This is a genomic window from Lentzea sp. NPDC003310 (assembly GCF_040610935.1).
GTDB lineage: Bacteria > Actinomycetota > Actinomycetes > Mycobacteriales > Pseudonocardiaceae > Lentzea.
This window is the reverse complement of the sequence record NZ_JBEXNC010000007.1, coordinates 40065-66847: the sequence shown is the minus strand read 5'-3', so window position 1 is coordinate 66847 and position 26783 is coordinate 40065. Positions and strand designations below refer to the sequence as shown.

The window sequence follows — 26783 nt, the reverse complement described above, 5'->3', positions numbered from 1 at the left end:
GCCGATGCGTCAGGCGCAGCAAGACCTGAAGCTCGTCATTCCATGCCGCCGTCCGCCGCTGGATGGCGACGACCATGACCGGGCGGTGGGTCGAGCTTCGACGTGTAGTTCTCGCCGTCGATGAGTGGGACGTCGAGATCGACACCAACGGGAGCCATACGGTCGTACTCCTCAAGGACAAAGTCCTTGGTCCGGTACCTGCCGTACTTCGAAATCTCGTTGTTCTTGAGTCCGCCACCGGAGTCAGACTGGAAGGTCTCCAAAATGTATTCCACATCGGGACGATCTATTCCATAGAGGTGGAAGAAGTACGCATCCAGCTCAGCCCGAATCCGCGCACGTCGTTCCTCATCCCACCGGAAGGGCGGCCCGGAGTCGCCGAGATCACGAGCAAGCCCTGCCATATCATACGCCGTGTAAACAAGTTCCAAGACGCGAAGCGCGATGAACACGGAATGGCGCTCCAATGCCCGAGGCGGCGGCACAGGAAGCTGCTTCCAAACCATAAGCCCCATGTGGATTCCACCAACCTTTTGGCGACCTATGAAGTCGAAGATCAGGGAGCTCTGAGTCGCAATGAGACACGCGGTAAGCGCAGGCGAAACTCGCACCAACATCAGTGGATAGGTATTTCCGACTGCCGATCGCGGCAAGAAAGCAGGGATCGCAGTTCGTTCATTTGTTGCATTTGTGACGTCACGCCACCCACATAGCCAGTCACGATCCCAGCCTAGATCATCCAGACGCATCGCAACCCCCGGAACCTCAACCTCCTTGCCCTTCCTAGTCGTCGTTATCAATCCAATGTCCTGGACCCAGTACCGCGAATAAGGAAGAATCGATGGATCCCGCTTCTCTGCGATAGACAAGCGACTACGATCTTCGTTTCCCGTGCCATTGAAGGAGCTCCAGCGATGATCGAAATGGTGCATCATCTTCGCTTCATATAGCGGCAGCATCCGCTCGCCACCTCGAACGAAGATATTGCCCATTAGCGTCCACCCATCCGCTTCCAGCTGATCTCGCGTACGAAAAAGATCAGAGTCGTCGGTCAGATGGAACGGCGTCGGCACAAAGTCAACACGCCAAGGATTTCCGTCTCCTTTGCCGCCGGTCCAGATAACCGGAACACGATGATAGACCGCAGCCGTAAGATCGGCATCGCGTCGACGCCGAAAGATCGGAAGACTGCCAGTATTCGGGCTGATGAGTGATATCTCCTCGGGGCTGAGCTCGAAGACACGGTCTTCGTCGTCCAGGTCGACAGCATCCGCAAGGAAGAATGCGAGGCTCGCCGCCGGCTCACGGAGAGCTCGACCGACGAGAGACAGCAGGCAAAACTTGTAGCTGGTGTGCACCCCAAAAAATAGCGGCTTGCGGTTCTCAAAATCATACAGAACGGAGATGGCGCCACGCCGAGCAATATCACCGAAAAGGTACTGAGCCCCAGCACCCGTCGCGATCGACGTAGGGATTATACCGCCCGCACGACCTTCGGGTGCCATGATAGACACGAAACGCTCAGCGAATAGATGATCGGTCTGCAGAACTGTCACACCTTTAACTGAGAGCCCTTTTCCGCAAAGAGGAAACGCGCCCGAGCTGCCCGCGAATAGAAAAGTTGATTTCACCTTGCGACGCTCATCGAGATAAACCTCACCCGCCGATGGGTTCTCCTCCAGCCACTCGGCGATTCTGGTACGGCGTGCCGCACCAGCGGTAGCCGCTATTGATGGTTCAACTGTGCTGAAGTATTCCTTCTCCGCAAAAGCGACTTCATCCCACGGCGGGTTGCCCAGCACGCAGGAGAACCCACCCGCCCAGCCGGTGGCCGGATCCACTCCCGAGCCGTCGTCGGGCACGGTGAAGACATCGGGGAACGCAAGGTGCCAGTGGAAGAACCGGTACTCGTCGCGGAGCCGAACGATCTCATCATGGGTCGCCTGCGAGGCCGCCGTCGCGGTCAGATCCTGGAGAGCGAGGAAGACGTCGTGCGTGATCGCGGTTGGTGCATCCTTCGTCTTGCGCCACACGAACGCCGCGCACCACGCGTCCGCCACGTGCCGGGCGTTGCTGTACTCGGCAGAGGCTTCCCACTCCTGGTAGTCAGCGGCCTGCCGGTGGACTTCGGCGAGGTTGCCGGACGGCGCATCGGTGATGCGGCGCAGACCGGCCGCGAAGGACGTGTTGGCGACCTTCGTCTCGACAGTCCGCTCGAACAGCCCGATCTGCCCCTTGCGCTCCTTGTCGTTCTGCTTCTCCAGGGAGGCGGCGTGCTTCGGGTCATCGCCTTCGACCGACTTGAAGGCCTTGTTCGGGATGCCGTCGCGCAGCAAGGCCGGGGTGGCGCCGATGAGGCCGTTGCCGTGCTTGACGTGCGCGTCCAGAAAACCAAGCGGCTTACCAGGCTCCAGCGCCTCCAGCCACAGCGAGACCTTGGCGAGTTCGACCGCCATCGGGTTGAGGTCGACGCCGTATATGCACCGGGCGATCACCTCGTGCAGTGCGTGGCGCACCGCATCGATGGTGGGCTCCGGGTTGTTCTCCCGCACAGCGGCGACGCGCTTGGCGATGCGACGGGCAGCTGCCACGAGGAAGTGTCCGGAACCGCAGGCCGGGTCGCAGACGGTCAACGACAACAGCTCGGCGACGATGTGCCCGGCAGGGTCGGGCGTGCCGGCGGCTGAAGCCTTCTGCTCACCACGTTTCTGCGCATCGTCGATTACCGGGTCCAAAGTGGAGTCGAGCAGAGTCTCGATCAACGAGCTCGGCGTGTAGTACGAGCCGGTCTTCTTCCGGTCGTTGCCGAGTCGGTCGATCAGCTCGAATGTCCTGTCCACGGCACTGTGCTTGGGCACGAGCTCCAGCAAGGACTCGTAGATGGAGCCGAGTTCCTCCGCCCCCATGTGGCGGTAGTCCACCCGCCGCAACCGGCCGGAGTCTCCGTCGCGCACGCGGGACAGGTGGCGCACAGCGTCCAGCAGATCTGCGTTGGCCAGTGACAGCCCTCGCAACGGATCGTCAGCTTCGGTGTCGTCGAAAAGCCCGCCGAGACCTGGCAGTCCCAGCTCCGGTCGACCGTTCTCGTCGCCCAATGCATCAAGAACGACGTGCAGGGCCTGATAGAGGTCGCTGTGTGACGTACCCCGGCGGCGGCTTGCCTGGTGCCGCAGACGCGCCGAAGAGAAGTAGTTCGCATAACGGCGACGGGCTTCAGCCGACGCCTCAGGCAGGTGAAGGAGGTCCCGTTCCTCGGCGACGAAGAGGAAGATCAAGCGATAGACGAGGCGCAGCAGCGATCCGTGGAACGCCTGGACGTCCAGATTTCTACGGAGCTCACCGTTGTCGGGATGCTTGAGGAACCCTGTCCCCAGCCTGGTGATCGCCTGCTTGACTCCGTTTCGTTGGTTGTGCAATGCCCGTACACCAGAGTCAATGGCCTCGACCCGCCACGTCTCCAGCCAGCACGCCGACGGCGCCCCACCCTCGTCGACCTTGAAGCGGGTGACGTGCAGCAGCCGGTACAGCAGGACGAACTCGCTGAAGAGTTCACCGTCGAAGATCGCTTCCAGGTCGAACTCGACGTAGGAGGCGGTGGCCAGCGCGTTGGAGTCGCGCAGCAGCCGCAACTGGCGGCCGTTGCTGACCACACCCCAGAGGTGGGTATCGGTGCGGTTCAGGCATTCCTGGACAAGCGACTGCGGCGGAACGGTGCCCGCGCCGCCGGGCCGCTTGTCCAGCAAGGTGTTCCACGCGGCCAGGTGTACGGGAACGTGGTTCCAGCGGTGACTGATCGCGAAGGTCTTGCTGCCGTCGTCGGAGGCGATGCCAGAGGTGCCGAGCGAGGTCAGTTCTCCAAAACCTAGTTCTGCGAAGAGTGGCTCCAGCCACTGCGTGATCGCCACTCCGGTGGGATCTGCCGGAGTTTCGGGTTCCGGAACACGGGGAAGCCGTTCCCTCAACTCGGCCCAGACGGCCTTCAGGTAGTCCCAGCGGCGTTCCGCGTCGTCACGCACCGAGCGCGAGCCGATGACGCGGTAGTCGACCGGCAGGGAGCCCTTGACGTCCTTGCCTTCCGAAATGCGCTTCAGCATGTCGACAGGCAGGAGGCCGCCGACGGTGTGGGTCGCGGAGAAAACCTGGTTTCGCGCGATAACGGACATCAGGCAGCTCCGGACACAGGCAGGTAGACGTAGATGCCGAGGATGTCGGCGTCTTTTTGTGCCGTGACGCTCATGCCCCGGACGATTTCGCCAGAGGCACTGCGAACCCGGCGGTGGGACGCGAGGAGCTCGGCGGCCAGCTCCTGTCCGTAGGCCGTGAGATGTCCTTCGGTGGCAGGCAGCCCCTCCAGGGCGCGCTTCATGGTGCTTTCACCGAAGGCCGGGTTGGTGTTCTCGTCGGCGGCCAGGTCCGCCAGCCGCAGGGCGTCCTCTCCCGCGAGCCAGGTGGCGTTGCTCGGAGAACCCTGGAATGCGACCAGCCGCGCGTCCTCGGCGACCAGCTGACGCTCGCCGGCACGTGACGGCAATGTGAGGTGAAAGCGGTAGCGAACCAGCAACAGTGTCGTTCGGGTGTCGACACCACGTGTGCGAATGACGCCGCAGCGACGGGCGGGCCGGGGACCGTCGACCTTGGCGTCGAGCGCAGCGTTGAGCACGTACCCCGCGAGTGCATTGATCACCGGATCGGTGCGAACCAGAGCAGCTTCGCCGCGTGCCACCGCGGCCGTCGCCCGGAACGGCACAGGACGTCGCTGTTCGACAGCGTCACCGCCCAGAACCGGGGCGAGAACGTCACGAAGTCCGGCCGGTGTGCCACTCAGGTCGGCGGTGAAGCCGTCCGCATCATCGCGCAGCACGGCTTCGAGCCCACTCAGCGCCTGCCTCACGAAGCTGGTTGTCTCACCGGAGCGCCCCAAGGTGTCGCGGATCGCGGCCACCTCGCGGGCAACCTCATCGATGTGGATCGCGCGCTGGGCGAACCGGGAGCGAGAGGCCTTCTCCCTCTCCTCCGCGGACTGCCACTCCGCTTCCACCGCAGCGGTCCTGCTTTTGAGCTCTTCCGGCTCGAACAAACCGACCTGCTGAGGAGTCCCGGTGTGCATCAACAGCCATTCGACGATCGCGTCCGTCACGCCGGACGACGTGGCATCAGGCACAGAAACCGAGATGCCCAGGGTTTTCCAGATCTGCCGATGCTTCTTGATGAGGACTTCGAGGACCTTGCCATCGATGCCGTTGTCGCTGCCGTACAACGTGATGACCCGGACGATGTCTCGCTTCTGGCCGAAGCGGTCGACGCGGCCCTCGCGTTGATCGTGCCGCGTGGGGTTCCAGGCCAGGTCGTAATGGACTACGGCATCGAAGTGGTGCTGGAGGTTCACGCCCTCGGAGAGGCAGTCAGTAGCGACCAGCACACGCCGGGCCGCGGGGTCGTCACCGGCGTCCTCAGCCAGTTCCTCAATGCGCTGCAGGCGCTGCTGCGGAGAGAGTGTTCCGGTCACCGCACGCACGACGGTCTTCTTGCCGAGCTTGCCGTCCAGATGTTCGGCGACGTACTCGGCAGTCGGGATGTAGCGGCAGAAGACGATCGGGTGGTAGCCCTTCTTGACGAGTGCCTTGAGGTGCTTGACCAAGCTCGCGAGTTTGAGATCTTCGTCAGGCCCTTCCAGCTGTTCGGCTCGGTCGGCCAGCTCAGCGAGCCTGGCTCCCGCGTCCTCGATCTCCGCACCTGGCGCGACGTCGAGGCCCTCCAATGCGTCGTTGTCCGAGGCATCGCTGGTCAACGGGGCGCCGAGCCGGTCGGCCTCCTCGGCGGTGGAGGCTATTGCCGCCGCGGATCGGGTGCGCAGGGTCTGAGCAGCAGCCCTCGGCGAGGAAACCAGCGAGCGCAGCAACGCGATCGCCGACCACCAGGCGATGCGGGCGTCCCGCTTGCTCCGGTCCCGCGCATTCGTCACACGCTCGCCCGCATAGGCGATGGCGTCCTCGAGCAGAGCCCGGTACGCGGGCGACAACAAGTAGGTCTCGTCCTTGAACTCCCGGTCCACGGGAAACTCGGTGTCCTCGCGAAGGCTGTCGTCGGACAGCCCGTCCTTCTTCGTGAGGAACTGACGCACGTCAGCTCGCTTGCGATGCACGAAGTGCGCGGCGAGCAACCTTCGGCCGGCGTCCGAGTCGAGGTTCACGGTGGCAAGCTCCGGCCGGACCAGACCGAGCAGGTTGCGGAACGCGCTTTCCTTGCCACTGTGCGGTGTTGCCGTCACCAAGAGCAGGTGGCGTTCGCCGTCGGCGGCGACGCGTTGGAGCAACTCGTAACGCAGCTGGTTCTGGGCGGAGGTCCGCTCGTCGGCGGCAACGCAGGTGTGGGCCTCGTCCACGATCACCAGGTCCGGGCAGTGCCGCACGAAGTCGTCGCGGTGCCGGGTGGACTTGATGAAGTCGGTGGAGACGATCACGTTGGGATGTTTGTCGAAAAGGGACTGTCCAAGGTCGAGCCGGCGTTCCAGCTTGGCGACGGTGGACGCCAGCACCAGCTCCGCGTCGATACCGAACTTGGTGCGCAGCTCGTCCTGCCACTGCTCGGCCAATGCCGGGGCGCACAGGACAGCCAGTCGTTGCGCGCTTCCCTGCGCGAGCAACTCGCTGGCGATGAGGCCGGCCTCGATCGTCTTACCGATGCCGACATCATCGGAGATGAGCATCCGGACCGTCTGTTGGCGCAGGGCCATCATCAGCGGAACAAGCTGATATGCCCTGGGCTCGACGGCGATCCCGGCCAGAGCGCGAAACGGCCCGGCGCCGGAGCGGAAGCCAATGCGCAGGGCGGAGCGGAGCAGCCCCGCGGCGAGCGCGTCGCCGAGGTCGTCCACTGACGGTGGCGCAAACCTGGCGCTGTGGACGTCCTCGAAGGCCGGGAAGACCGCCGCGATGTCATCGTCGGCACCACCCAAGGGACGCAGAACGAGCATGTCGGCGGCGCTTTCCGGCAGCACAACCCAGTCACGCCCGCGAGCGGAGACAAGGTCACCCGCGGTGAAAGCGATCGTCATCGAAGTCATCATCTCTTTCGTGATCACGCGCTCATGAGCCCGAAGTAACGCTGGTTCTGTTCGACGATCGTCGCCCAGTCGGCGTCGTGCGGGAACCGCACGACCTCCCAGCCCTTGTCGTACAAGCGCTCCTCGGCCTCCCGGTCGCGCTCGGCGATCACCGCGTGTTCGTGTACCGGCCCGTCGACGAAGACCGCGACGTTGGCACCACGCAACCGGTATACGAAGTCGGGCCTGGCCAGCGCGTCCGCGACGAAGGTCTGCGCCTCGTCAGGCAGCCGCAGTCCTCGCTCCTTGAGCCAGGCGATAAGCCGGCCTTCCAGCTTGGAGTCCGACTGAGAGGTCAGTCTGGCCAACTGCTCCGAACGTGACTCACCGCTGCCTGTGGTGAGCGCGTGCGCATCTGCCAGGCGCAGCAACAGATCCCGCACCGAGTGACGGTCGATTGCACCGTGGTTGAGCTGGTTTCCGTAGGTGAGCAGGCACTCGTAGCAGCCTCGTGCGCACAGCCGGTTAGGATGCGGGCCGCCAAGGTCGGCGCCATCGGTGTCGAAGTGACAGATGGCGAGAGCAGCACTTGCGGCACGCTTCAAGGCATCCCGTTCGGACTGCATCAGACGCAGCACACCAGCACCACCTTCCGCGGCCTCGGTGAACAGCATCCGGTCACGGGGACCGTCGTCAGGGGGCAGCAGCTCGCTGGTCAGTTCGGAGTCTTCCAACTCGAACGCCGCTTCGATGCCGCGTTCCAGCGCGTACATCAAGGTCAACGCCACCGCCGCCGGGAGCGGCTCGGCGAGCTTCGCCACCAGGATGTTGCGCCGATCCTCGACGTACGGCTGAACGCGCTTCCTGCGCCGCTTCTCGTTGCCATCAGCGTCGACGACAGGCATCTCGCTGGAGTCACCCGACGCATCCGCGGCGTCTCGTTCGTTCATCCAACGCCCGTCCGCGGGATCGAGCCAGAAGCCTGGCGGCTCGTCATCCTTGGCACGCGAGCGACCGACGTTGGTGATGCGCACGGTGGCGGAGTCGCCATAGGACACTGTGGCGAGTGAACCATCCTTGTCCGCGACAATGGCGTCCCGGCGACCAGGACGCGCGCCGTGGTCGTGGAACCGGTAGGACGTCACCAACCGATAGCCCGCGCGTCGGCGTTCCTCCTCATCCGAGGAGATCCTCTCCCGTCGCCGGGTAAAGACAGTATGCAACTGGAGCAGGCCTGTCGTGTACTCGCCCAACGGCTCGTCACACATGTCGCACCGGTTGTCGTTGTTCTCTGAGTCGTGGTGGTATCCACAAGCCGCACAACGCTTCGCGGTGGTCGTGACGATGTCGCCGCTCGCGTCCGGCGGCAGCTGGATCCGGGTGACCTGGTAGCGAGCGCCTTCGTGGTAGATGAGCGCGCCAGGTCCGAACTCCCGGATGGCGAGGAACCTCGGGCGCTGCAGGTAGTCACCATCGCCGAACCGGCGGCCGGACATGGGGATGTACGCGGCGAGCGGCAGTCGCGGGAACGAGTAACCGGGGAGGAATCCCTCGCTGGCGAGGTACCGGTAGGGGTTGAAGTCGGACAGCACCGATTTGCTGTCCACGCTCTCGTTCTTGAGCAGGTTGAGCTGTGTCTCCGCCTCCTTGCGGCGGGCAGAAGCGATCTTGCGGTCACGTTCGGACAGGGTGTGGTCCAGTACTCGGCGGTTCTGCTCTGCCTGATCGACAAGTGCTGCCCTGAACAGCCCGCGCCAGCGATCGAAGGCCGAGTTGAACTGTGTGGCGGAAGCGCGCACCGCGTCGTCGATCCACTGGTCGTGCCACCACGTGGTGGCGGCGAAGTCGGCCAGCAGCCCGCCGAACACCTGCCGTGCCGCTGCGGCTGCGCGTTCGGGCGCGTGGATGTCTTGCAGGGCAACAGCGACGTGTTCGTGCAGGAACAGTGACGGGTTGGGCGTACGAGCGTCCTCGGCATGACTGACGTCGATGATCTCCGGGATGGCGCGGCCCAGCTTGAGCCCCGACTCCGCCAGCCAGATGGCCTGGACGTGCGACCGGACCAGGTCCTCGTTCGCGAGGTCGAGGCGAGGTGGCGCGACCACACCAGCGACCATCCGCTCCGAACGGCGGAAGTAGTACTGGTCATGGCTGTTGCCGGTGGCGCAGTACGTGGTGACGAGGGCAGGTTGCCCCGACCGGCCCGCACGACCGCTGCGCTGCGCGTAGTTCGCAGGCGTCGGTGGCACGTTGCGCATCATGACGGCGTTCAGCTCGGAGATGTCCACGCCCAGTTCCATCGTCGGCGAGCAGTAGAGCAGCTTGAGCTCGCCCTTGCGGAACGCTTCCTCACGCCGCTCGCGCTCCTCCGGATCGACCTGCGCGGTGTGCTCTCGGGCGCTGAGACCGCCGAGAGCTCCAGCGGTGCTCCGGTAGAGATCGCGAAAGAAGGTGTTGACCCTGGGGCCATCACCGCTGGCGTAGGTGCGGGTCAACGGGTCATGGGTGCCGATCTCCCCGGTACCCGCACGCCAGACGAGTGCCGCTGCCGAGATTCGATAGCCGGTGATGGTCGATCCCGCTGGCCGCCGGAAGCGGCCCGCCTGCTGCGGCGCCACAGCGATCTCCTGGACCAGCCCGGCGCCGGCGAGCACCTTCAGGAGATCCACGATGACGTCCTGAGCGTCGTCGGTCGACAGGTCCTTGAAGTGCAACCGCCGCAGATACTTGCCGAACTTGCCCCGGCCCGACAGGAAGATCCCCGAGCGGTCCATGCCGGGTCGGGAAGGCCGTGGATAGGCAGTGCCCACCTTGGGGCGGTCACTCGACGACAGAACCCAAGGATCGATCAGGCGTTCTTCGCTGGCCCGCTGAAGGTTGTCGAAATCTTCCCTGAAGTGCTGGACATCGATGGCCAGACCGCGGCGCATCTCATCCAGCAGAACCCGCATGATCTCAGTGCGCAGGACCGGCGTGGCGTCACGCAGACTCGCCTGGCACTTCGACCATCGGTCTTCCTGGTCTGCAACCCATTCCAGATCCTCGTAGTGAATCTGCAGCAGGCCGGTCTGCTCCAGGTTGGGCATGGTGATGCGCCAACCTCGCTCGAGATCCAGGTAGAGGCGGAAGGCGATGACATCTCGGAGGGTCTTGGCGGCGTTGCGGGCAAGCGACGGAGGTAGATCCGCTCCACCCGCATAGTCGGCCAGTTCCAAACCAAGCGCTTCCGCGACTCGGGACGGCAGTTCCTCGTGACGGATACCGTCCTTCGACTCAACCACAGCTCGGTACAGGGCTCCGCGCAGCTGGGTGATCTGCACGAAGTCGTTGAAGTGGCCAGCCTGCAGCGATGCATCCTGCCGGTTGTCGACAAAGGTGAGGAGCTTGCGCGCCTTCTTGTCGAGTGCCTCCTCTGGTGCTTCCTTGAGCGACCGCACGATGGACGTCGAGACCAGGGAGGTCGCTGAGGATCGCCCTTCCTGGTCGAGGGTCGCGAGCTTGGCGAAGTCCTTGCCTCTTGTCTGCTCGTAGCTCACGCCGCAATGCAGACAGAAGAGGAACGGCGCAGGGATAAAGGCTGCGGACAGTTCCCCTCGCCCTTCGTTCCCGAACAGGTCCACGGTGACGGCGCGTGGAAGCCGCTTCCGATAGGAGTCGCGAACAACCTCGTCGCCATGATCATCGATCTCGAGCCATGACTCGGGCAGGCGTCGTTCGGTCACGGCATCGTCGGGTTTGCGCGGCCATGGGCGGTCGGAGTCGACGTACAGATAGCCGTCCCCGGTACGACCACCTGTAGCGATCGTGTCCCGACGAGGCTCGTAGACAGGCCTGCCGTCCTTCTCGGTCCGCCACACAGTGAGGTAGTCCTGACCACACTCACGGCAGAAGGCCAGCGGCAGCAGGATCTTGCCGTCCGAACCAGGCTGGACCAGCTGGTAGTCGCGCGTCAGATGGCGCGTCAGCTTGTCCTCGAGCGTGACGTAGACGGTGTCGCCCTTGGAAATGAACTGGTGCAGACGGAAGGCGAACAAGGGGCGTTCGGTAACCGGATGCCGGGCTTCGGCACCTGCCTCCAGGGTGCGGCGAATCGCCGTCACACAGATGTCTTCAGGCACCCCGCTGTCTCGGGCAAGCTCGCCGGCCGCGACTTCGATTTTGACGGGCTTCTGCCGGACCAGACGACCTGCCGAGTCCTTGATCACGCCGAAACGCGTCTCGACCCAGCGCGCCAGCGGATCGGCCACGAGGTCCGCGTAGGCACGAGGAGCACCAGGCGCCCGAAGCCGCTCGACCGGCACCACCTCGGGGGTCTCCCCGGTAGCCCGCACCAGCGTCTCACCGATGATGTTCGTGGCACTGATGTCCGTGCCGAACAGTGTGGTGGCAACACGAGCCACGACCGCGCGCTGCTCGTCGGCGGTTCCCTCGCTGGACATGGTGGCGGAGGTGCCCACGCATTGCAGGCGATCTGCCTGGCATGCTTCGCGCACCCTGCGGACGAGCAGAGCCACATCCGCACCTTGCCGACCGCGGTAGGTGTGCAGTTCGTCGAGAACGAGGAACTCGAGCCCCTTGGCCATCTTGATCAGCGAACGCCGATCGTCGGGCCGGGTGAGCATCAGCTCCAGCATCACGTAGTTCGTGAGCAGGATGTCCGGCGGATTGTCGCGGATGTCCTTGCGGCGCTCGTCGGTCTCCTGGCCGGTGTAGCGGGCATAAGTGACCGGCTCGCGCCCTTTGCCGTATCCGTCGAGGAGGTACTTGTCGAGCTCCTTGAGCTGGCTGTTCGCCAGCGCGTTCATCGGATAGACGATGATCGCGCGGACCCGCTTACGAGCCTTGGGGCCTTCTCGCTGCCGGTCCTTCAGCACCTTGTCCACGATCGGCACGATGTAGGACAGGGACTTGCCCGACCCGGTGCCGGTGGTGAGGATGTACGACTCGCCGGACTGCGCGATGTCGATGGCCTCGCGCTGATGACGATGCAGCGTGAGCGGTCGACCGTCGCTGACCATGCCGCCCTCGGTCTTGCGCGCCTGGAAAATCCGCGCGCACTCCTCGTGCAACACGCCTTCGCGAACCAGTTCCAACATGGTGCCGCCGGAGGCGAAGAACGGGTTCAGCGACAACCAGGGGTCTGGCCACTGCGACTTCGCGTCCAGGTCGTCCTCGACGAAGTCGGCGATCCGTTCATCACGAACGATCGTCCCACCCTCGGTGAACGACCGGTAGTCCTCGATGAGCTTGCGGTGCACACCGAACACATCCATACCGGTCGCCATCGGCCGAGCCTCAGGAACGCTCTCTTCGACAGTTGGTTCCACCGCACGAACCTCGGCAAGCTGCATGACAGGGTTGAACACGTCCCAGCCACGAACACCCTCCTCGCCTACCGCCAACGGCAACAACGTCTCGCGAACGGTGACCGCATCGGCCGGCCGTTCGACTGGGTCTTTCGCCAGCAACCTCTCGACGAGCCTCGCCAGCTCCTCGGGAACGTCTGATCGCAACAGCCGCACAAGCGGTGCAGGCTCCTCGATGTGCTTCTGCCCGAGCTCATGCGAGGACTCACTGTGGAACGGTGGCACTCCAGTAAGGAGCTCGAACAGTACGCACCCGAGGGCATACAGATCGGCCGCTTGAGTGACCGCGGAAACGCGAAACTGCTCAGGCGCCATGTAGCGGGCAGTGCCCACCGTGGCACCAGTACTCGTGACCCTGTCCCCGTCGACGTCGTCGACGATCCGCCCCATGCCGAAGTCGAGGACCTTGACCAGTCCGCCACGCAACAACATCACGTTGGAGGGCTTGAGGTCGCGATGGATGACGCCTGCGCTGTGCGCGGCGGACAGACCGTCTGCTATCTGGGCGCCCAGTGCCGCGACCCACGAAACCGGTAGCTGGGCTTGTTCAGCCACGAGGTCACGCAATGTCCGCCCGTCGAGCAACTCCATCGCCAGATACGGGCGCCCCGTCGAGTCCACGCCTCCATCGACAGTGCGGGGAAGGTTCGGATGGTCGAGTCTGCGCATAATGCGCACCTCCCGGCCGAACCGTTGAGTTGTCTTGGCGTCGGACGCCGGGTTGACCGAAGTGCCGAGACGGCTGCGCAGGATGAGCTTCACCGCGACCCCACGATCGCCAGCGCCCTCCGCCGCCTGCAGGTCCTCGGCGCGGTGAACCTCACCCATGTTGCCGGTGCCGATGGGCCCCAACAGTCGGAACCGCTCTGCCACGACGTCCGGGTTAGCTGGCACTACTCGCCCTCTCTCCACGCTGCTCAACACGGTTCTACGCCACATGCCAGCGGCGTGCCCGCGGTACAACAGAGTATTGCGATATTGCCGACCTGTCTCGCGTTCCGACTTCGATGTCGATACACAGCCGACCAACGTTACTCAACGGCCGCACCGATATGCCGCCCAAGACGTGACAGCATCTGATTACCCTAAAGATCGACGCGCCTCAATGTGCAATATCAGCAATCACACAAATTTCAGATTAGCGAATCACTTTCAACACAAGCTGGATTGAGTCTTCAACGCCAACACGCAAACCCTGCCGATAACCAGTTGGATGCTGTACGCGCCTCAGCAAGCGAACGCCAGTGCAGACACAACCAAGCCGCCCTCACGTCGAGTAACGCCCCAACGAGAGCATCGATGCTGAACATGCAGGTTTGCGTAGCCCTGCGCGCACCTACACACTCGACGTCGACTAAAGCGCGGAAGATCGGACTCGCCCGGTCGCCCCAAACACCCGTAAGCACGGGGTGAAGTACGTCAAATCCCAGAGCGCGCAGACGATACTTCCTCAACCGGCGGGCCCTATGCGCCAACGTTGACGAGCCGAAAGAACCACTCAACCCACCACCGACAGGCGCCCTCAGTTTCACCCATACGGACCATAAGCCCCAAGGGGAAGACTGGCACCGTTCTCGGGCGCACACCCCTTGCCCTGGTCTGCGCCGACCATGCGCACCACCATCCAAAATGGACAAACTACGAGGTCCCCTGAACCCGTCGCGACACCATCAACGGTATCGCCATTGCAATCCCCACAGGAGGTGGAGGGTCGCGGAGTCGGCGTCACCCCTGCCGCAGGCTCGGGCAGCCACGCCGAAAGGCCGCTGGCGACACACCGTTCTCGTCACATCGACCAGGCCGAGCGCAGCTCGGCCTCCAGCCTGCAGGAACATGACAGCGACAGTCACGGACATACCCTCGTGACATCCACAGGCGGCTGCCAGGTTTCACCCAGATGGATGATACGTTCCTGGAGCAGGTCGTTGACCCTGTTTCGCCGCACTGGCGACCCTTGCTCCAGTTTTGCTCCAGTTGGGTGCGCAATGTCCACGCTGGACAAACAAAACAAGATCGCCCGCGAACCTGGTTTACGCAGGTCACGGGCGACTCGATACAGCCATTAAATTGTGGAGCTGAGGGGACTCGAACCCCTGACCCTCACACTGCCAGTGTGATGCGCTACCAGCTGCGCCACAGCCCCTTGAAGGTCCACGTTCCCGGCGGGTTTCCCCGTCGTTCTCGTGTGGCTATACCGTACAACACCCCTGCCACAAGATAAAAATCGGGGGTCCCCCAACCCCATCCGGCCTGGTCGGACCGGGTGCCACCCACCGCACGCGACACGAAATCCCTGATCATCACGACCCACACCCGGACGTGACACGCGCCACGTACCGAAAGGGGTACGCGGCGCGTGGAGTCCACAGAGGACTACTTGGTCAGGTCGGCGAGCCAGTTCTTGTTGTCCAGGTCCACGAGCTTGCCGTTGGCGGCCACGCTCGGGGTGCCGCGGAAGCGGCCGGACTCGGGGTCGCGCAGTGCCGGATCGTTGCTGGTCTTGGACATCAGCTCGTCCAGCTGCGACTTGTAGGTCTGGTTCTGCACGCACGACTCGAAGGTCGCGGACGTGACGCCGACCTCCTTGCCCAGCTTGATGAGCTGGTCCTTGGTGTAGCCGGCCTCGCCTTCCTCGGGCTGCTTGGCGAAGAGGGCCGCGTGGAACGCGTTGAACTTGCCGTCGTCGGCGACGCAGAGGGCCGCGTTGGCCGAGTCGGTCGAGTAGCCCTCCGGGGAGGACAGGCGGTTCAGCATCGGCAGGATGTTGTAGCGGATCTTGACCTTGCCGTCCTCGACCGCCTTCTTGATGTCGGTGCCGTAGGTCTTCTCGAACGTGCCGCAGATCGGGCACAGGAAGTCCTCGTACACGTCGACCGTCACGGTGGCCGTGTCCTTGCCGACCAGGACCGTGTTGCCCTCGCGGACCGCGGGGGCCGAGATCGTGTGGTCGGCCGGGGCCAGCGGGATCGCGTCCGTGGTCGAGGTGTCCGGCTTCATCTGCTGGAACACGACGTACCCGATGACGGCGACGGCCAGGACCGCGACGACGGCGATGCCCGCGATCACCTTGGTGCGGTCGGAACCGCCCGTCGACCGGGCCTGGACCACCGCACGCGCGGCCTGCTTCTTCTTCCGCGCACTGCGCTCTGCTCCACCCACGGCGACGAGGGTAGCGACACAAACTAAAAGAAAGCTGAGCGCGCAATCACGCTTCAGGGTGACGTGGCTTGCCGCCCACGCGTTCGCCGGTGGGGATCTCGGCGCTCTCGTCGAGGCAGCCGCACTCCGGCGCCACCGCGGCGGCCGTGTGCTCCTCCTCGTGTGTGGGCAGGGTCTCCGGCGCGACGAGCCAGAAGCCCACCGACAGCAGCAGTGCGGCGCCGGTGATGGCGAACGAGGCGCCGAAGCCGAACGAGTCGGCCAGCAGGCCCGCGCACATCGGGCCGATGATCGCGCCCAGGTCCGTCACCATCTGGAAGCCCGCGAGGACCGGGCCGCCCTTGCCGCGCGCGCCGATGACGTCGGCCACCACCGCGTTCTGCGGCGGGTTCAGCAGGCCCGCGCCCATGCCCGCGACCAGCGACGCGACCATGAACGTCCACAGGTCGCCGGTGAAGCCCATCCAGACCGTGGCGGCACCGCTGACCAGCAGACCGACGATGGCGACCGGCTTGCGGCCGCGGGTGTCCGCGATCCGGCCGGACAGGAAGAGCATCGCCGCGTTGCCGCCCGCGAACACCGACATCGAGATGCCGGCGACGGCCGGGCTGTGCTTCAGGGCCTCGATGACGAACACCGGCACGAGCGAGATCCGGACGCCGAACACGGCCCAGCCGTTCGCGAACCCGGACGCCAGGGCGGCGCGGTAGGCGCCGTGACGGACGGCCTCGCGCACGGTCATGGGCGTGTCGGTGTTGGTGCGGTCGATCTCCACGAGCGTCGAGCGGCGCAGGAAGAACCAGACGACGAACGCCGCGAGGCACAGCAACAGGCCGTACGACACGAACGGCACCCACAGGCCGAACGGCACCAGCCCGGCGCCGACGATCGGTCCCGCGACGTTGCCGATGAGGAAGCCCGCCGCCCACATGCCGGAGGCCCGCCCGCGCATCGGCGCCGGCGTGATCCGGATCAGCAGGCCCAGCGCGGCCACCGTGAACATGGTCGACCCGACGCCCGCCAGCGCGCGCCACGACAACATCTCGGCGTAGCTCGACGAGAACCCGCTCATCGCGGTGCCCAGCGCCACGATCAGGATGCCGACGATGTACACGCGCGGTTCGCCGAACCGGTTGACCAGTCTGCCGCTCATCGGCGCGAACGCCAGCCGGACGAACGCGAAAGCGCTGATCAGAGCCGCGACGGCGGTGTGACCGACGCCGAACGACGCCGCGTAGACCGGCAGCACGGGTGCCACGATCCCGAACCCCACGGCGATGATGAAGCTCGCCGCGACCAGAACCCACACCTCGACCGGCAACCGCTCGCGCACAAAGCCTCCCTTAGCCCTGCTAAGGATATGTCACGCGGCAACTAAGTAACTCAGTCGAGTAGCTCATCGACTCTGCGTACATAGGCGGTCACGGGATACGCCGCAATGAACCCGCACGCTTCGGCGAAACGCTCCCCCGGTCCCTCGTCCACCTGCGCCGCGACGAGCATCGCGCCCGAGGAACGCAACGCCGAGACAGCGGACACGACCAGAGACCGCCCCACGCCTCGTCGACGCCGTGCGGGACGCACGACGCACTGCTCGACCAACCCGACACCGCGTTCGGCGAAGCCCGACACGAACCCGCCGATCCGGTCGCCGTCGTCCACCACCAGGAGCCGGCACCGCGGGTCGTCCAATCGATGCCCGAGCCAGCGCCCCAGCCGCTCGCGGTTGCCGACGAGCTCGTCGGACAGCAGCTCGACGATCCCCGGCAGGTCCGCGTCGACAGCGGGCCTGACCTCGTCGAACTCCGCCACGGTCCCCCGGTGGACGACCGTCTGCAGCTCCTCGACCGCGTACCAGCCCGAGTCGTCGGCGATGCCCTCGATCTCGTCCACGGTGGTCGGCGACGCGTACACGACGGCCTCCGCGCGCCCCACGTCCGCGAACGTCTGCTCCAACTGCAGCAGCGTGGACGCGACCTGCACCGACGTGCCGTCGAGCGCGCACGCGAAGTTGCCGGACGGCAGCGGGTTCTCGCGGTTCACGACCACGGCCGCACTGCCGACCTTGCCCACCCGGCCGTACCGCACGGCGCCGGACGCGAGCCGCGCCCCCTCGACCAGGATCGCGAGCGAACGGGACTGGTACGGGTCGAGCAACTCCGGGTCGTCCGGGTCGCGCAACGGGTCAACCAACGCGGCGGTCCTTCCACTGGGCTCCCGGACGCAGCGCGCAGTCCAGGAGGAACACCCCGATCGTCGCCCACGACAGCGGCGCGAGCACAGCCGAGGTCCCCGGCTGCCCGACCCGGCGGGTGAACTCGCGGTGCGCCACGGCCTGCGCGCCCCACGCGAGCCACGACCACGGCGAACGCCACCGCAGCACCGGGACCAGCCCATATGCGAGGTGCAGCAGCCCGGCGGCGGCCAGCAGCGGCCGTCCCCACGGCCCGAACATCTCCCGGAACGCCGGCTGGATGCTCTTGCGCAACGACCGCCAGCAGTCGCCGAACGTGTCGATGCCGGACGTCGTGAGCAGCATCGAGGCGTCGACGAACCGCACGAACCCGCCGGCGTCCCTGATCAACGTCGCCAGCCCGACGTCGTCGGCGTGGGTCCCGGCCAGCGCCTCCCAGCCACCGGCGGCGAGGAACGCCTCCCTGCGCACCAGGACGCAGTGCCCGACCGCGAGCGCCGTGGCCCCGCGCCCGTCCGGCGGCGACCCCTCGAACACCAGCGTGTTGAACGCGGGCAGCAGGAACCACCAGGCAGGCCCGGTGCCGCTCCCGGACGACGACACGAGGTCCGCGCCCAACTCGGTCGCCGTCGCCACGAGCCGACCGACCAGGTCGGGTGTGCACGTCACGTCGGCGTCCACGAACAGAAGCCACTCCTCGTCCCGTGCGGTCTGCACGCCGAGATGCATCGCGTGCGTCTTGCCGGCCCACCCAGCTTCGGGACCGGACGACTCGACCACCTCTGCACCCAGTGAGCGCGCGACCGAGGCAGTGCCATCAGAAGAAGAGTCGTCCACCACGACGACACGCACGCCCGGCTGACCAACGAGCCCAGGCAACAACCTCGGCAATGTGGCTTCCTCGTTCCGTGCGGGCACCACGGCCAGCACGGACGCCTCCACCGACGAGGCCGACACCTCGGGCACGTGCCGCCACTGCCGCACGGTCCGCCCGGACCGCACCACCGACAGGACCGCGGAAGCCACGCCGATCATCCCCATGGGACAACCCTGACACACTCAACGGCGTGGACCTGCCTGATCTCCCGGTGAAATCCGTGCTGCCCGAGCTCATCGCGAAGCTCGACGACCACGGGGCGGCTGTGCTCGTCGCACCTCCGGGAACCGGCAAGACGACGCTCGTCCCGCTCGCCCTCGAAGGCAGGGTCGTCGTCGCCGAACCCCGCCGGATCGCCGCCCGCGCCGCCGCCGCGCGGATGGCGAGCCTGCTGGGCGAGCCGGTCGGCCACACCGTGGGCTACTCGGTCCGCGGCGACCGCAAGACCAGCCGGCACACCCGCATCGAGGTGGTGACCAGCGGCCTGCTCGTCCGCCGGCTGCAGCACGACCAGGAGCTCAAGGGCGTCGGCACGGTACTGCTCGACGAGTGCCACGAGCGCCACCTCGACGCCGACCTGCTGCTCACGCTGCTCCTCGACGCCAAGTCCGGGCTGCGGCCGGACCTCAAGCTCCTGGCCACGTCCGCGACCGTTGCCGCGCAACGGCTCTCGGACCTGCTGAACGCCCCGGTGCTGCACTCCGAGTCGCGCATGTTCCCCACGGAGATCTCCTACGTCCCGCCGGCCAGGAACGAGCACATCGAGAACACCGTCGCCAGGGCGATCCACCGGGCTCTGTCCGAAGTAGACGGCGACGTGCTCGCGTTCCTGCCGGGAGTCAAGGAGATCAACCGCACGGCGCGCCTGATCAACGCCGAGACGGTGATCCTGCACGGCCAGCTCAAGGCCCAGACGCAGGACGCGGCCCTCAAGCGCGGCGACCACCAGCGGGTCGTGCTCGCCACCAGCATCGCCGAGTCGAGCCTCACCGTCCCCGGCGTCCGCGCGGTCGTCGACGCGGGCCTCGCCAGGGTCCCGCGCGTCGACCACCGCCGCGGTCTCGCGGGCCTCACCACGATCCGCGTCTCGCAGGCCGTCGCCGAGCAACGCGCCGGTCGCGCCGGACGTGAGGCCCCCGGCCGCGTCTACCGCTGCTGGCCGGAGCACGAGCACTCGACGCTCCCCCGCTACCCGGAACCGGAGATCAAGACCGCCGACCTCACCCGCCTCGCCCTCGAGCTCGCGGTCTGGGGCACCCCGGAGGGCAGCGGCCTGAGCTGGTGGGACGCCCCGCCGGAGGGCGCGCTGAAGGCCGCGCAGGAGACGCTGAACGCCATCGGGGCGCTCGACCCGGACCGCCGCGACCGCATCGCGGGCGTCGGCCTGCACCCGCGCCTCGGCCGCGCGCTGATCGACGGCAGCGCCGTCGCGGGCAACCGGACCGCCGCCGAGGTCGTGGCCCTGCTCGACGACAGCGCGCACCCCGCGACCAGCGACCTCGCGACCGCGTTGAAGACCCCCGGCAAGTGGCGCCAGGAAGCCAAGAAGCTCGAAAAGCTCGGCAGCAACCCGCACGGCAACGGCGACCCCGCCCTCGTCGTCGCCCTCGCCTACCCCGAACGGCTGGCCAAGCGCCGGTCCAAGAACAGCAGCGTCTACCTGATGGCCAACGGCACGGCCGTCGAGCACACCGACTCGCACCACAAGTGGCTCGCCGTCGCGATCGCCGACCGCGAACCGGGCAGCAAGCACGGCCGCGTCCGCCTCGCCGCCCCGGCCGACGAGGAGCTCGCCGTCACCGCCGCCGCGGCGCTCGTGCACACCGTCGACGACATCCGCTGGAACGGTGACGTGATCGCCAACGAGGTGCGCAAGCTCGGCGCGATCACCCTCGACGAACGCAAGCTCACCGACCTCGACAAGGCCCAGCAGGCACTGCGCCTCGGCCTCGAGACCGAAGGCCTGGGCCTGCTCAAGTGGTCCGACGCCGCGACGAAGCTGCGCGAGCGCATGGCGTTCCTGCACCGCACCCGCGACTGGCCGAGCGTCGACGACGAGGCCCTGATCCGCGCGATCGACCTCGGCAAGGCGCGCAAGCGCTCGGACCTGGGCAAGATCGACACGGTGGCGCTGCTGCGGAGCCTGCTGCCGTGGCCGGAGGCGGCGGAGCTCGACCAGCTCGCCCCGGAGCGGATCGGCCAGGGCAAGATCGACTACACGCAGGACCAGCCCGTGCTCTCCGTCCGCATCCAGGACGCGATGAAGTGGGCCGACACCCCGAAGATCGCCGGCGTACCGGTGGTGGTGCACCTGCTCTCCCCCGCCGGCCGCCCGACCGCGGTGACGAGCGACCTGAGGTCGTTCTGGCGCAACGGCTACCTGCGGGTGCGCAGCGAGCTCAAGGGCCGCTACCCCAAGCACCACTGGCCGGAACGCCCCTGGGACAAGAGCAGGTGAACCGCTGAGAACCGGACAACGTTGGTCTTCGTCATGGCACACATCGCGGTCTTCCTCCTCCCCGAGCGGGGGCACTTCCTGCCCGCGCTCGGGTTGATCGCGGAACTGGTGCGCCGCGGCCACCGGGTGAGCTGCCCCGCCACCACCCGGTTCGCGCCCGCGGTCGCCGAGTGCGGCGCGACCGCCGTCCCCGTCGAGTCGACGCTGCCCGAAGCCCTGCCGGGCTCGCTCTACGAGGCCGCGAAGCTCGCGTTCACCGAGGCCGAGTCGTCGCTGCCGCAGCTCGAGAGCACGTTCCGCGCCGACCGCCCCGACCTGGTGCTGTGGGACATCGCGGCCTGGTCCGGCGGCATGGTCGCGCACCGGCTGGGCGTGCCCGACGTGCTGCTCGAGGTGTTCCTGACCAGCAACGCGCACTGGTCGCTCGGCGCCGAGGTGATCCCGCCGCGGACGTTCGGCCCGGACGCGATCAGGTTCTTCACCGGGCTGCACGCCTTCCTCGGCAGCTCGCTGCCGGAGTTCGTCGCGGGCACGCGCCGCCGGATCGCCCTGTTCCCGCGCGAGTTCCAGCCGCACGGCCACACCTTCGACGAGCGCTACGCCTTCACCGGCCCCTGCCTGACCGAACGCGCGTTCCAGGGCACGTGGGAGCCGCCGCCCGGCCGCCCGGTGGTGCTGGCGACGACGGGCACCCAGGTCTGCGCGGACGCGGCGCGCGGCATGCCGTGGCACCTCGTCACGAAGGGCAAGGTGCTCAGCCCGGCGGTCAACGTCGAGACGCACGACGAGGTGCCGCAGCTCGCGGTCCTGGAGCACGCCGCCGTGTTCGTGACGCGCGGCGGCATGGCCGGGGTGGTGGAGGCGCTGCACCACGGCGTCCCGATGATCGTCGTGCCGCACATGACCGACCAGCGGCTCAACGGCCGGCGGGTCGAGGAGCTCGGGCTCGGTGTGCTGCTCGACACGGTGACCGTGCAGGGCGTGCGCTCGTTGGTGGATCAGCTGACGTCGGATTCCGCGATCTCCGCGCGCGTGCAGGACATGCGGCGGATGATGGCGCGGGCGGGCGGCAGCGCGGTCGCCGCCGACGTCGTCGAGGAGGAGCTGGCGCGGTGAGACGGATCTGGGACGACGCGGTGCGCACGCTCGGCGGTGCGCCGGACGCGGGCGATCTGATGGAGCGCTACGCCGAGCCGCACCGGACCTACCACAACACCTTCCACGTGGTGTCCGTCGTCCGCGACTCGTCGGCGCTGGCCGACGCGTTCGCGTTCACGGTGGAGGAACGCGCGGTCCTCGCCCTCGCGGCCTGCGCGCACGACGTGATCTACGACGGCAACCCCGGCGAGGACGAACGCGCGTCGGCCGCGTGGGCGCGCGACCGTTTGGTGGGCCTCGACGAGACCTACGTCGCGCGGGTGGAGTCGCTGGTGCTGGCCACGATCACGCACTCGTCCGATGACCCGCTGGCGCACGTGCTGCTCGACGCCGACCTCGCGATCCTCGGCTCGGAGCCGGAGCACTACGACCGCTACAGCCAGGCCGTGCGCCAGGAGTACGGGCGGTACGACGACGCGACGTGGCGGGCCGGCCGGGCCAAGGTGCTGCGGACGTTGCTGGACCGCGAGGTCCTGTACGTGAGCGAGCCCGCGCGGCAGCTGTGGGACGACGCCGCGCGGAGCAACCTGGCCCGTGAGCTTCAGTCGCTGGCCTGAACCTCCAGCCGCGCCTTGCGGACGCTGTAGGCGAAGTAGATGACGAACCCGAGTGCCATCCAGGCGAGGAACGCGATCCACGTGTCCAGCCCGAGGCTGAACATCATGTAGACGCAGAAGCCGAGGCCCAGCAACGGGGTCACGGGCGCGAACGGCACCCGGAAGCTGCGCTCGCGGTCGGGCTCGGTGCGCCGCAGGATGATCACCGCGATGTTGACCAGCGCGAACGCGAACAGCGTGCCGATGCTCGTCGCGTCCGCCAGCGCTCCCAGCGGCACCAGCGCGGCCAGCACGGCGATGAACGAGCCGACGATCACCGTGTTGGCGAACGGCACCCCGGTGCGCGGGCCGAGCTTCGCGAAGATCGACGGCACCAGCCCGTCGCGCGCCATCGCGTACAGGATGCGCGTCTGTCCGTAGAGGACGGTCAGCACCACCGACGTGATCGCGATGACCGCGCCGATCGACAGCAGGACCGGGAAGATCGTGCTGCCGGTGTTGTCCGTCAGCACCCGGCTGAGCGCCGCCTCGGTGCCCTCGAAGCTCTGCCACGGCATCGCGCCGACCGCGGCCAGCGCCACCGCGCAGTACAGCGCGGTCACCACGACCAGCGAGATGATGATCGCGCGCGGCAGGTCGCGCTGCGGGTTGCGCGCCTCCTCACCGGCGGTCGACGCGGCGTCGAACCCGATGTAGGAGAAGAACAACGTGGCCGCGCCGGCGCTCATCCCCGCGAGCCCCAACGGGAACAGCGGCTCGAAGTTGCCGGCCCGGAACGCCGTGAACGCGACCGCGCAGAACATCAGCAGCGCGCCGACCTTCACCCACACCAGCACCGTGTTCGTGCGCGCACTGCCCTTCGCGCCGCCGAGCAGCACCAGCATCGAGATGACCACGACCAGCACGGCGGGCACGTTCACGACCCCGCCCGCTCCCGGCGCCTGGCTCAGCGCGTCCGGGATCCGCAGTCCTGTCACCAGGTGCAGCAACTCGTTGACGTACTGGCCCCACCCGACCGCGACGGCCGCGACCGAGACCCCGTACTCCAGCACGAGGCACCAGCCGCAGACCCAGGCGACGATCTCGCCGAGGGTCGCGTAGGCGTAGGAGTAGGAGGAGCCGGACGCGGGGATCAGGCCCGCGAGCTCGGCGTACGACAGCGCGGAGAACAACGCGGTGATGCCCGCCAGCACGAACGACAGCACGATGGCGGGCCCGGCGAGCGGCACCGCCTCCCCCAGCACGACGAAGATGCCGGTGCCGAGCGTGGCACCGATGCTGATCATGGTGAGGTGGCCGACACCCATGGTGCGCTTGAGTTCGCTGCCAGGGTGAGTCAGCTGGTCGATCGGCTTGCGCCGCAACACCCGCGCCCCGATGCGCTGTCCGTTGCTCATCAGGACAACCTAACGGTCACCTATGCGACTAGCGGCCACCAACGGGTCGGAACGTGCGGCGGTATGTGTCCGGTGGCACACCCACGGTCCGATGGAAGTGGCGGCGCAACGTCGTGGCGGTGCCCATGCCGGACGCCTCCGCGATCTGGTCGACGCTGTTGTCCGTCATCTCCAGCAGTTCCTGCGCGCGCCGGATGCGTTGGGTGTGCAGCCACTGCAACGGCGTGGTGCCCGTCACGGCCCGGAAGAGCCGGGCGAGGTGCCGCGAGCTCATGCCGGCCTGCCGCGCCATGTCCTCGACGGTGATCATCTGGTCGAACCGCGCGGACACCCAGTCGAACAGCTCCGTCAGCGGGTGCCCCTCCCCGGACGGCACAGGCGCCAGCACGAACTGCGCCTGTCCCCCGTCGCGGTGCGGAGGCACGACGAGCCGGCGCGCGGCCGTGTTCGCCGCGGCGGCACCGAGGTCGGCGCGGATCACGTGCAGGCTCAGGTCGATCGCCGCCGCCTTGCCCGCGCTCGTGAGCACCTGCCCGTTGTCGACGTAGAGCACGTCCGGGTCGACCTCGACGCGCGGGTAGCGGCGGGCCAGCTCGTCGGTGTGCGCCCAGTGCGTCGTCGCGCGGAGGCCGTCCAGCAGCCCGGCCTCCGCGAGCACGAACGCGCCCGTGCACAGCGACACGATCCGCGCGCCGTTGTCGTGGGCCGCCTTCACGGCCTGGACGAACGCGGGGTCGAACGGCACGTCCACGTCGTCGATGGCGGGCACGACGACGGTGTCCGCACGGCCGAGCCCGTCCAGCGGCAGGTCGGGTTCGAGCGTGAACCGCCCGACGCGCACCGGTGCGTCCCCGCAGATCTTGACGTCGTAGTCGAGCTGCGGGGCGGTGAAGATCTCGTAGGTGGCGGTCAGCTCGAAGTGCAGCATCCCGTCGGTCACAGCGAACGCGAGCATGTCCGAAAGTGTACGCATCGTGTCGTTCCAGACACTGGCTCGGAGGTCGTCGTCCGGCTTGACTGGTCCACATGGGACACAAGATCGCGGTGTACGGAGCCTCCGGCGTGACGGGCCGCTTCGTGGTGGCGGAACTGGACAAGCGCGGCCACGAAGCTCTGCCGTTCGGACGCGCGCAGGCCACCGCCGACGACCCGGCGGCACTCGACCGGGCCCTCGCCGGCGCCGCCGCGGTGATCAACACGGCCGGTCCGTTCGCGGTCACGGCCGGCCCGCTGATCGCCGCCGCCGAACGCGCGGGCATCCCGTACGTCGACGTGGCGGCCGAGATCGAGGCGAACGCCGACACGTTCGCCCGCGGCGCCACGATCCCGGTCGTGCCGGCGATGGCGTTCTTCGGCGGCCTCGGCGACCTGCTGGTCACCGCCGCGATGGGCGACTGGACCTCCGCCGACTCCGCGCACGTCGCGTACGGACTGAGCGGCTGGCAACCCACCGCGGGCACCCTCACCGCGGGCCAGGTCTCCCGCGACCGCCGCGCCGGGCAGCGCGTCCGGTTCCACGACGGCGAACTGCAGTACCACCACGACACCCCACCCACGCTGGACTGGGAGTTCACCGACGGCCCACGCGCAGTGGTCGGCGAGTTCTCGATGGCCGACGTCGTGACGGTGCCCAGCCACCTGCCGATCCCGTCGGTGACCAACTACATGTCCGTAGAGGCAGCCCAAGGCCTCCAAACCGCCTCACCGCGCCAGGAGCCGGAGACGTTCGAGGTGGACGTCCGCGTGCGCCGCGGCCCCGAAGAACGCCGCATGACCGCCTCAGGCAAAGACATCTACGCAGTGAGCGCCCCTCTGGCCGTAGAAGCAGTAGAACGCCTGCTGAGCGGCCGCTTCACCACCACCGGCGTAGCCTCCGCCGGCAAGATGTTCAACGCCAAGGACTTCCTGACCTCACTAATCACAATTCAGACCACGCGCCGGTCTTGACCGTACGCCCCAGCGATGCGAAGCGAGCAGTACGAGCCCCACAAACAAGGAGGGCCGCCGAGGTCGCGAAGCGACGAGGCGGCCGGGGGTCCGGGGGCTTGCCCCCGGCGTGGGGGTCTGGGGGCTCGGCCCCCAGAGGACACGCGGAACGAAAGGGGCGAGTGTGCTCCACGAGCACACTCGCCCAGAGTGGAGGTGCCGGGAATCGAACCCGGGTCCTGTGCCGGTTCATCAGGGCTTCTCCGTGCGCAGTTCGCTGTGTCTCTGCTTGACCCCACCTGTCACGCGAACGAGCAGGTGTGACGGGCCCAGTCGCTGTGAGTTTCCCCAACAGTCTCCGCGACCGAGACTGCGAGTAAGCCCTCTAGCTGATGCCGGGAACTAGGCCGAAGGCACTCCTAGGCCGACAACCGCTAGCTCCGCTGTCAGGCAGCGAGAGCGTACGCGGTGCGCTTGTCGTTAGACGTGGCGCTTATTGGTTTGCGATGACGCTTAACGGTGGTCTCTCGCCTGCACCGACACGCTTCCCCTGAATCAACGTTCACAGTCGAAACCGTTCACCCCCTTGTAGTGGTACGCATAGCATAACGACTGCAGCCACTGAGTTCTTCCCGAGGCAGGTAGGGCT

At 67.0% G+C, this 26783-nt stretch carries 13 protein-coding genes, 1 tRNA gene and 1 other RNA gene; 4 read left to right on the top strand and 11 right to left on the bottom strand.

Going from position 1 to position 26783, the window contains the following annotated elements; all coding sequences use genetic code 11:
• Window positions 1–35 precede the first annotated feature (35 nt).
• From ABZX02_RS15340 to ABZX02_RS15305, 8 genes are all read right to left on the bottom strand, one after another.
• Complete coding sequence (locus tag ABZX02_RS15340; RefSeq protein WP_355298525.1) at window positions 36–4094, bottom strand: DNA methyltransferase; 4059 nt, start codon at window positions 4092–4094, stop codon at window positions 36–38.
• Window positions 4095–4162: 68 nt separating this feature from the next.
• Complete coding sequence (locus tag ABZX02_RS15335) at window positions 4163–7081, bottom strand: DEAD/DEAH box helicase (protein ID WP_355298523.1); 2919 nt, start codon at window positions 7079–7081, stop codon at window positions 4163–4165.
• Window positions 7078–13281, bottom strand: coding sequence for a protein kinase (locus ABZX02_RS15330; RefSeq protein ID WP_355298521.1), 6204 nt, complete (start codon window positions 13279–13281; stop codon window positions 7078–7080). Before ABZX02_RS15330 ends, ABZX02_RS15335 begins: the two co-directional genes overlap by 4 nt.
• A 1197-nt stretch (window positions 13282–14478) precedes the next feature.
• A tRNA-Ala gene (locus ABZX02_RS15325) sits at window positions 14479–14551 on the bottom strand.
• Between the two features lie 230 nt (window positions 14552–14781).
• The gene (locus tag ABZX02_RS15320; protein WP_355298519.1) at window positions 14782–15567 is read right to left on the bottom strand and encodes a thioredoxin domain-containing protein; all 786 of its coding nucleotides are present in this window, start codon (window positions 15565–15567) and stop codon (window positions 14782–14784) included.
• A gap of 46 nt (window positions 15568–15613) precedes the next feature.
• The gene (locus tag ABZX02_RS15315; RefSeq protein WP_355298518.1) at window positions 15614–16900 is read right to left on the bottom strand and encodes an MFS transporter; all 1287 of its coding nucleotides are present in this window, start codon (window positions 16898–16900) and stop codon (window positions 15614–15616) included.
• A gap of 50 nt (window positions 16901–16950) precedes the next feature.
• Window positions 16951–17760 (bottom strand): GNAT family N-acetyltransferase, encoded by an 810-nt coding sequence (locus tag ABZX02_RS15310; RefSeq protein ID WP_355298516.1) that lies wholly within the window; start codon window positions 17758–17760, stop codon window positions 16951–16953.
• Window positions 17753–18802, bottom strand: a complete 1050-nt coding sequence (locus ABZX02_RS15305) for a glycosyltransferase (RefSeq protein ID WP_355298514.1) — start codon at window positions 18800–18802, stop codon at window positions 17753–17755. Before ABZX02_RS15305 ends, ABZX02_RS15310 begins: the two co-directional genes overlap by 8 nt.
• Before the next feature lie 26 nt (window positions 18803–18828).
• Between ABZX02_RS15305 and hrpB the strand changes: the two genes are divergently transcribed.
• Genes hrpB through ABZX02_RS15290 form a run of 3 tightly spaced genes read left to right on the top strand, consistent with a single transcriptional unit; the run spans window position 18829 to window position 22811 of the window.
• Window positions 18829–21096 carry an ATP-dependent helicase HrpB gene (hrpB, locus tag ABZX02_RS15300; protein ID WP_355298513.1) on the top strand — a complete coding sequence of 756 codons (2268 nt, stop codon included), beginning with the start codon at window positions 18829–18831 and terminating at the stop codon, window positions 21094–21096.
• Window positions 21097–21129: 33 nt separating this feature from the next.
• Complete coding sequence (locus ABZX02_RS15295) at window positions 21130–22212, top strand: nucleotide disphospho-sugar-binding domain-containing protein (protein ID WP_355298511.1); 1083 nt, start codon at window positions 21130–21132, stop codon at window positions 22210–22212.
• Entirely contained in the window at window positions 22209–22811 is a 603-nt protein-coding gene (locus ABZX02_RS15290; RefSeq protein ID WP_355298509.1) for a hypothetical protein, read from the top strand. Before ABZX02_RS15295 ends, ABZX02_RS15290 begins: the two co-directional genes overlap by 4 nt.
• Here the strand turns inward: ABZX02_RS15290 and ABZX02_RS15285 are convergent.
• Window positions 22796–24208 (bottom strand): amino acid permease, encoded by a 1413-nt coding sequence (locus tag ABZX02_RS15285; protein ID WP_355298507.1) that lies wholly within the window; start codon window positions 24206–24208, stop codon window positions 22796–22798. The genes ABZX02_RS15290 and ABZX02_RS15285 overlap by 16 nt on opposite strands.
• Before the next feature lie 28 nt (window positions 24209–24236).
• The gene (locus ABZX02_RS15280; protein WP_355298506.1) at window positions 24237–25163 is read right to left on the bottom strand and encodes a helix-turn-helix domain-containing protein; all 927 of its coding nucleotides are present in this window, start codon (window positions 25161–25163) and stop codon (window positions 24237–24239) included.
• 71 nt (window positions 25164–25234) lie between these two features.
• Between ABZX02_RS15280 and ABZX02_RS15275 the strand changes: the two genes are divergently transcribed.
• On the top strand, window positions 25235–26155 hold the full coding sequence (locus tag ABZX02_RS15275) for a saccharopine dehydrogenase (RefSeq protein WP_355298504.1): 921 nt from the start codon (window positions 25235–25237) through the stop codon (window positions 26153–26155).
• Between the two features lie 187 nt (window positions 26156–26342).
• Here the strand turns inward: ABZX02_RS15275 and ssrA are convergent.
• Window positions 26343–26720, bottom strand: a transfer-messenger RNA (tmRNA) gene (ssrA, locus tag ABZX02_RS15270).
• Between the last annotated feature and the right edge of the window lie 63 nt (window positions 26721–26783).

Bases quoted from the DNA above. Each gene is read 5' to 3' on its own strand.
- ABZX02_RS15285 (WP_355298507.1), bottom strand. From the start codon at position 24,208: ATGAGCAACGGACAGCGCATCGGGGCGCGGGTGTTGCGGCGCAAGCCG.
- ABZX02_RS15295 (WP_355298511.1), top strand. From the start codon at position 21,130: ATGGCACACATCGCGGTCTTCCTCCTCCCCGAGCGGGGGCACTTCCTG.
- ABZX02_RS15280 (WP_355298506.1), bottom strand. From the start codon at position 25,163: ATGCTCGCGTTCGCTGTGACCGACGGGATGCTGCACTTCGAGCTGACC.
- ABZX02_RS15340 (WP_355298525.1), bottom strand. From the start codon at position 4,094: ATGCTGAAGCGCATTTCGGAAGGCAAGGACGTCAAGGGCTCCCTGCCG.
- ABZX02_RS15275 (WP_355298504.1), top strand. From the start codon at position 25,235: ATGGGACACAAGATCGCGGTGTACGGAGCCTCCGGCGTGACGGGCCGC.
- ABZX02_RS15305 (WP_355298514.1), bottom strand. From the start codon at position 18,802: ATGGGGATGATCGGCGTGGCTTCCGCGGTCCTGTCGGTGGTGCGGTCC.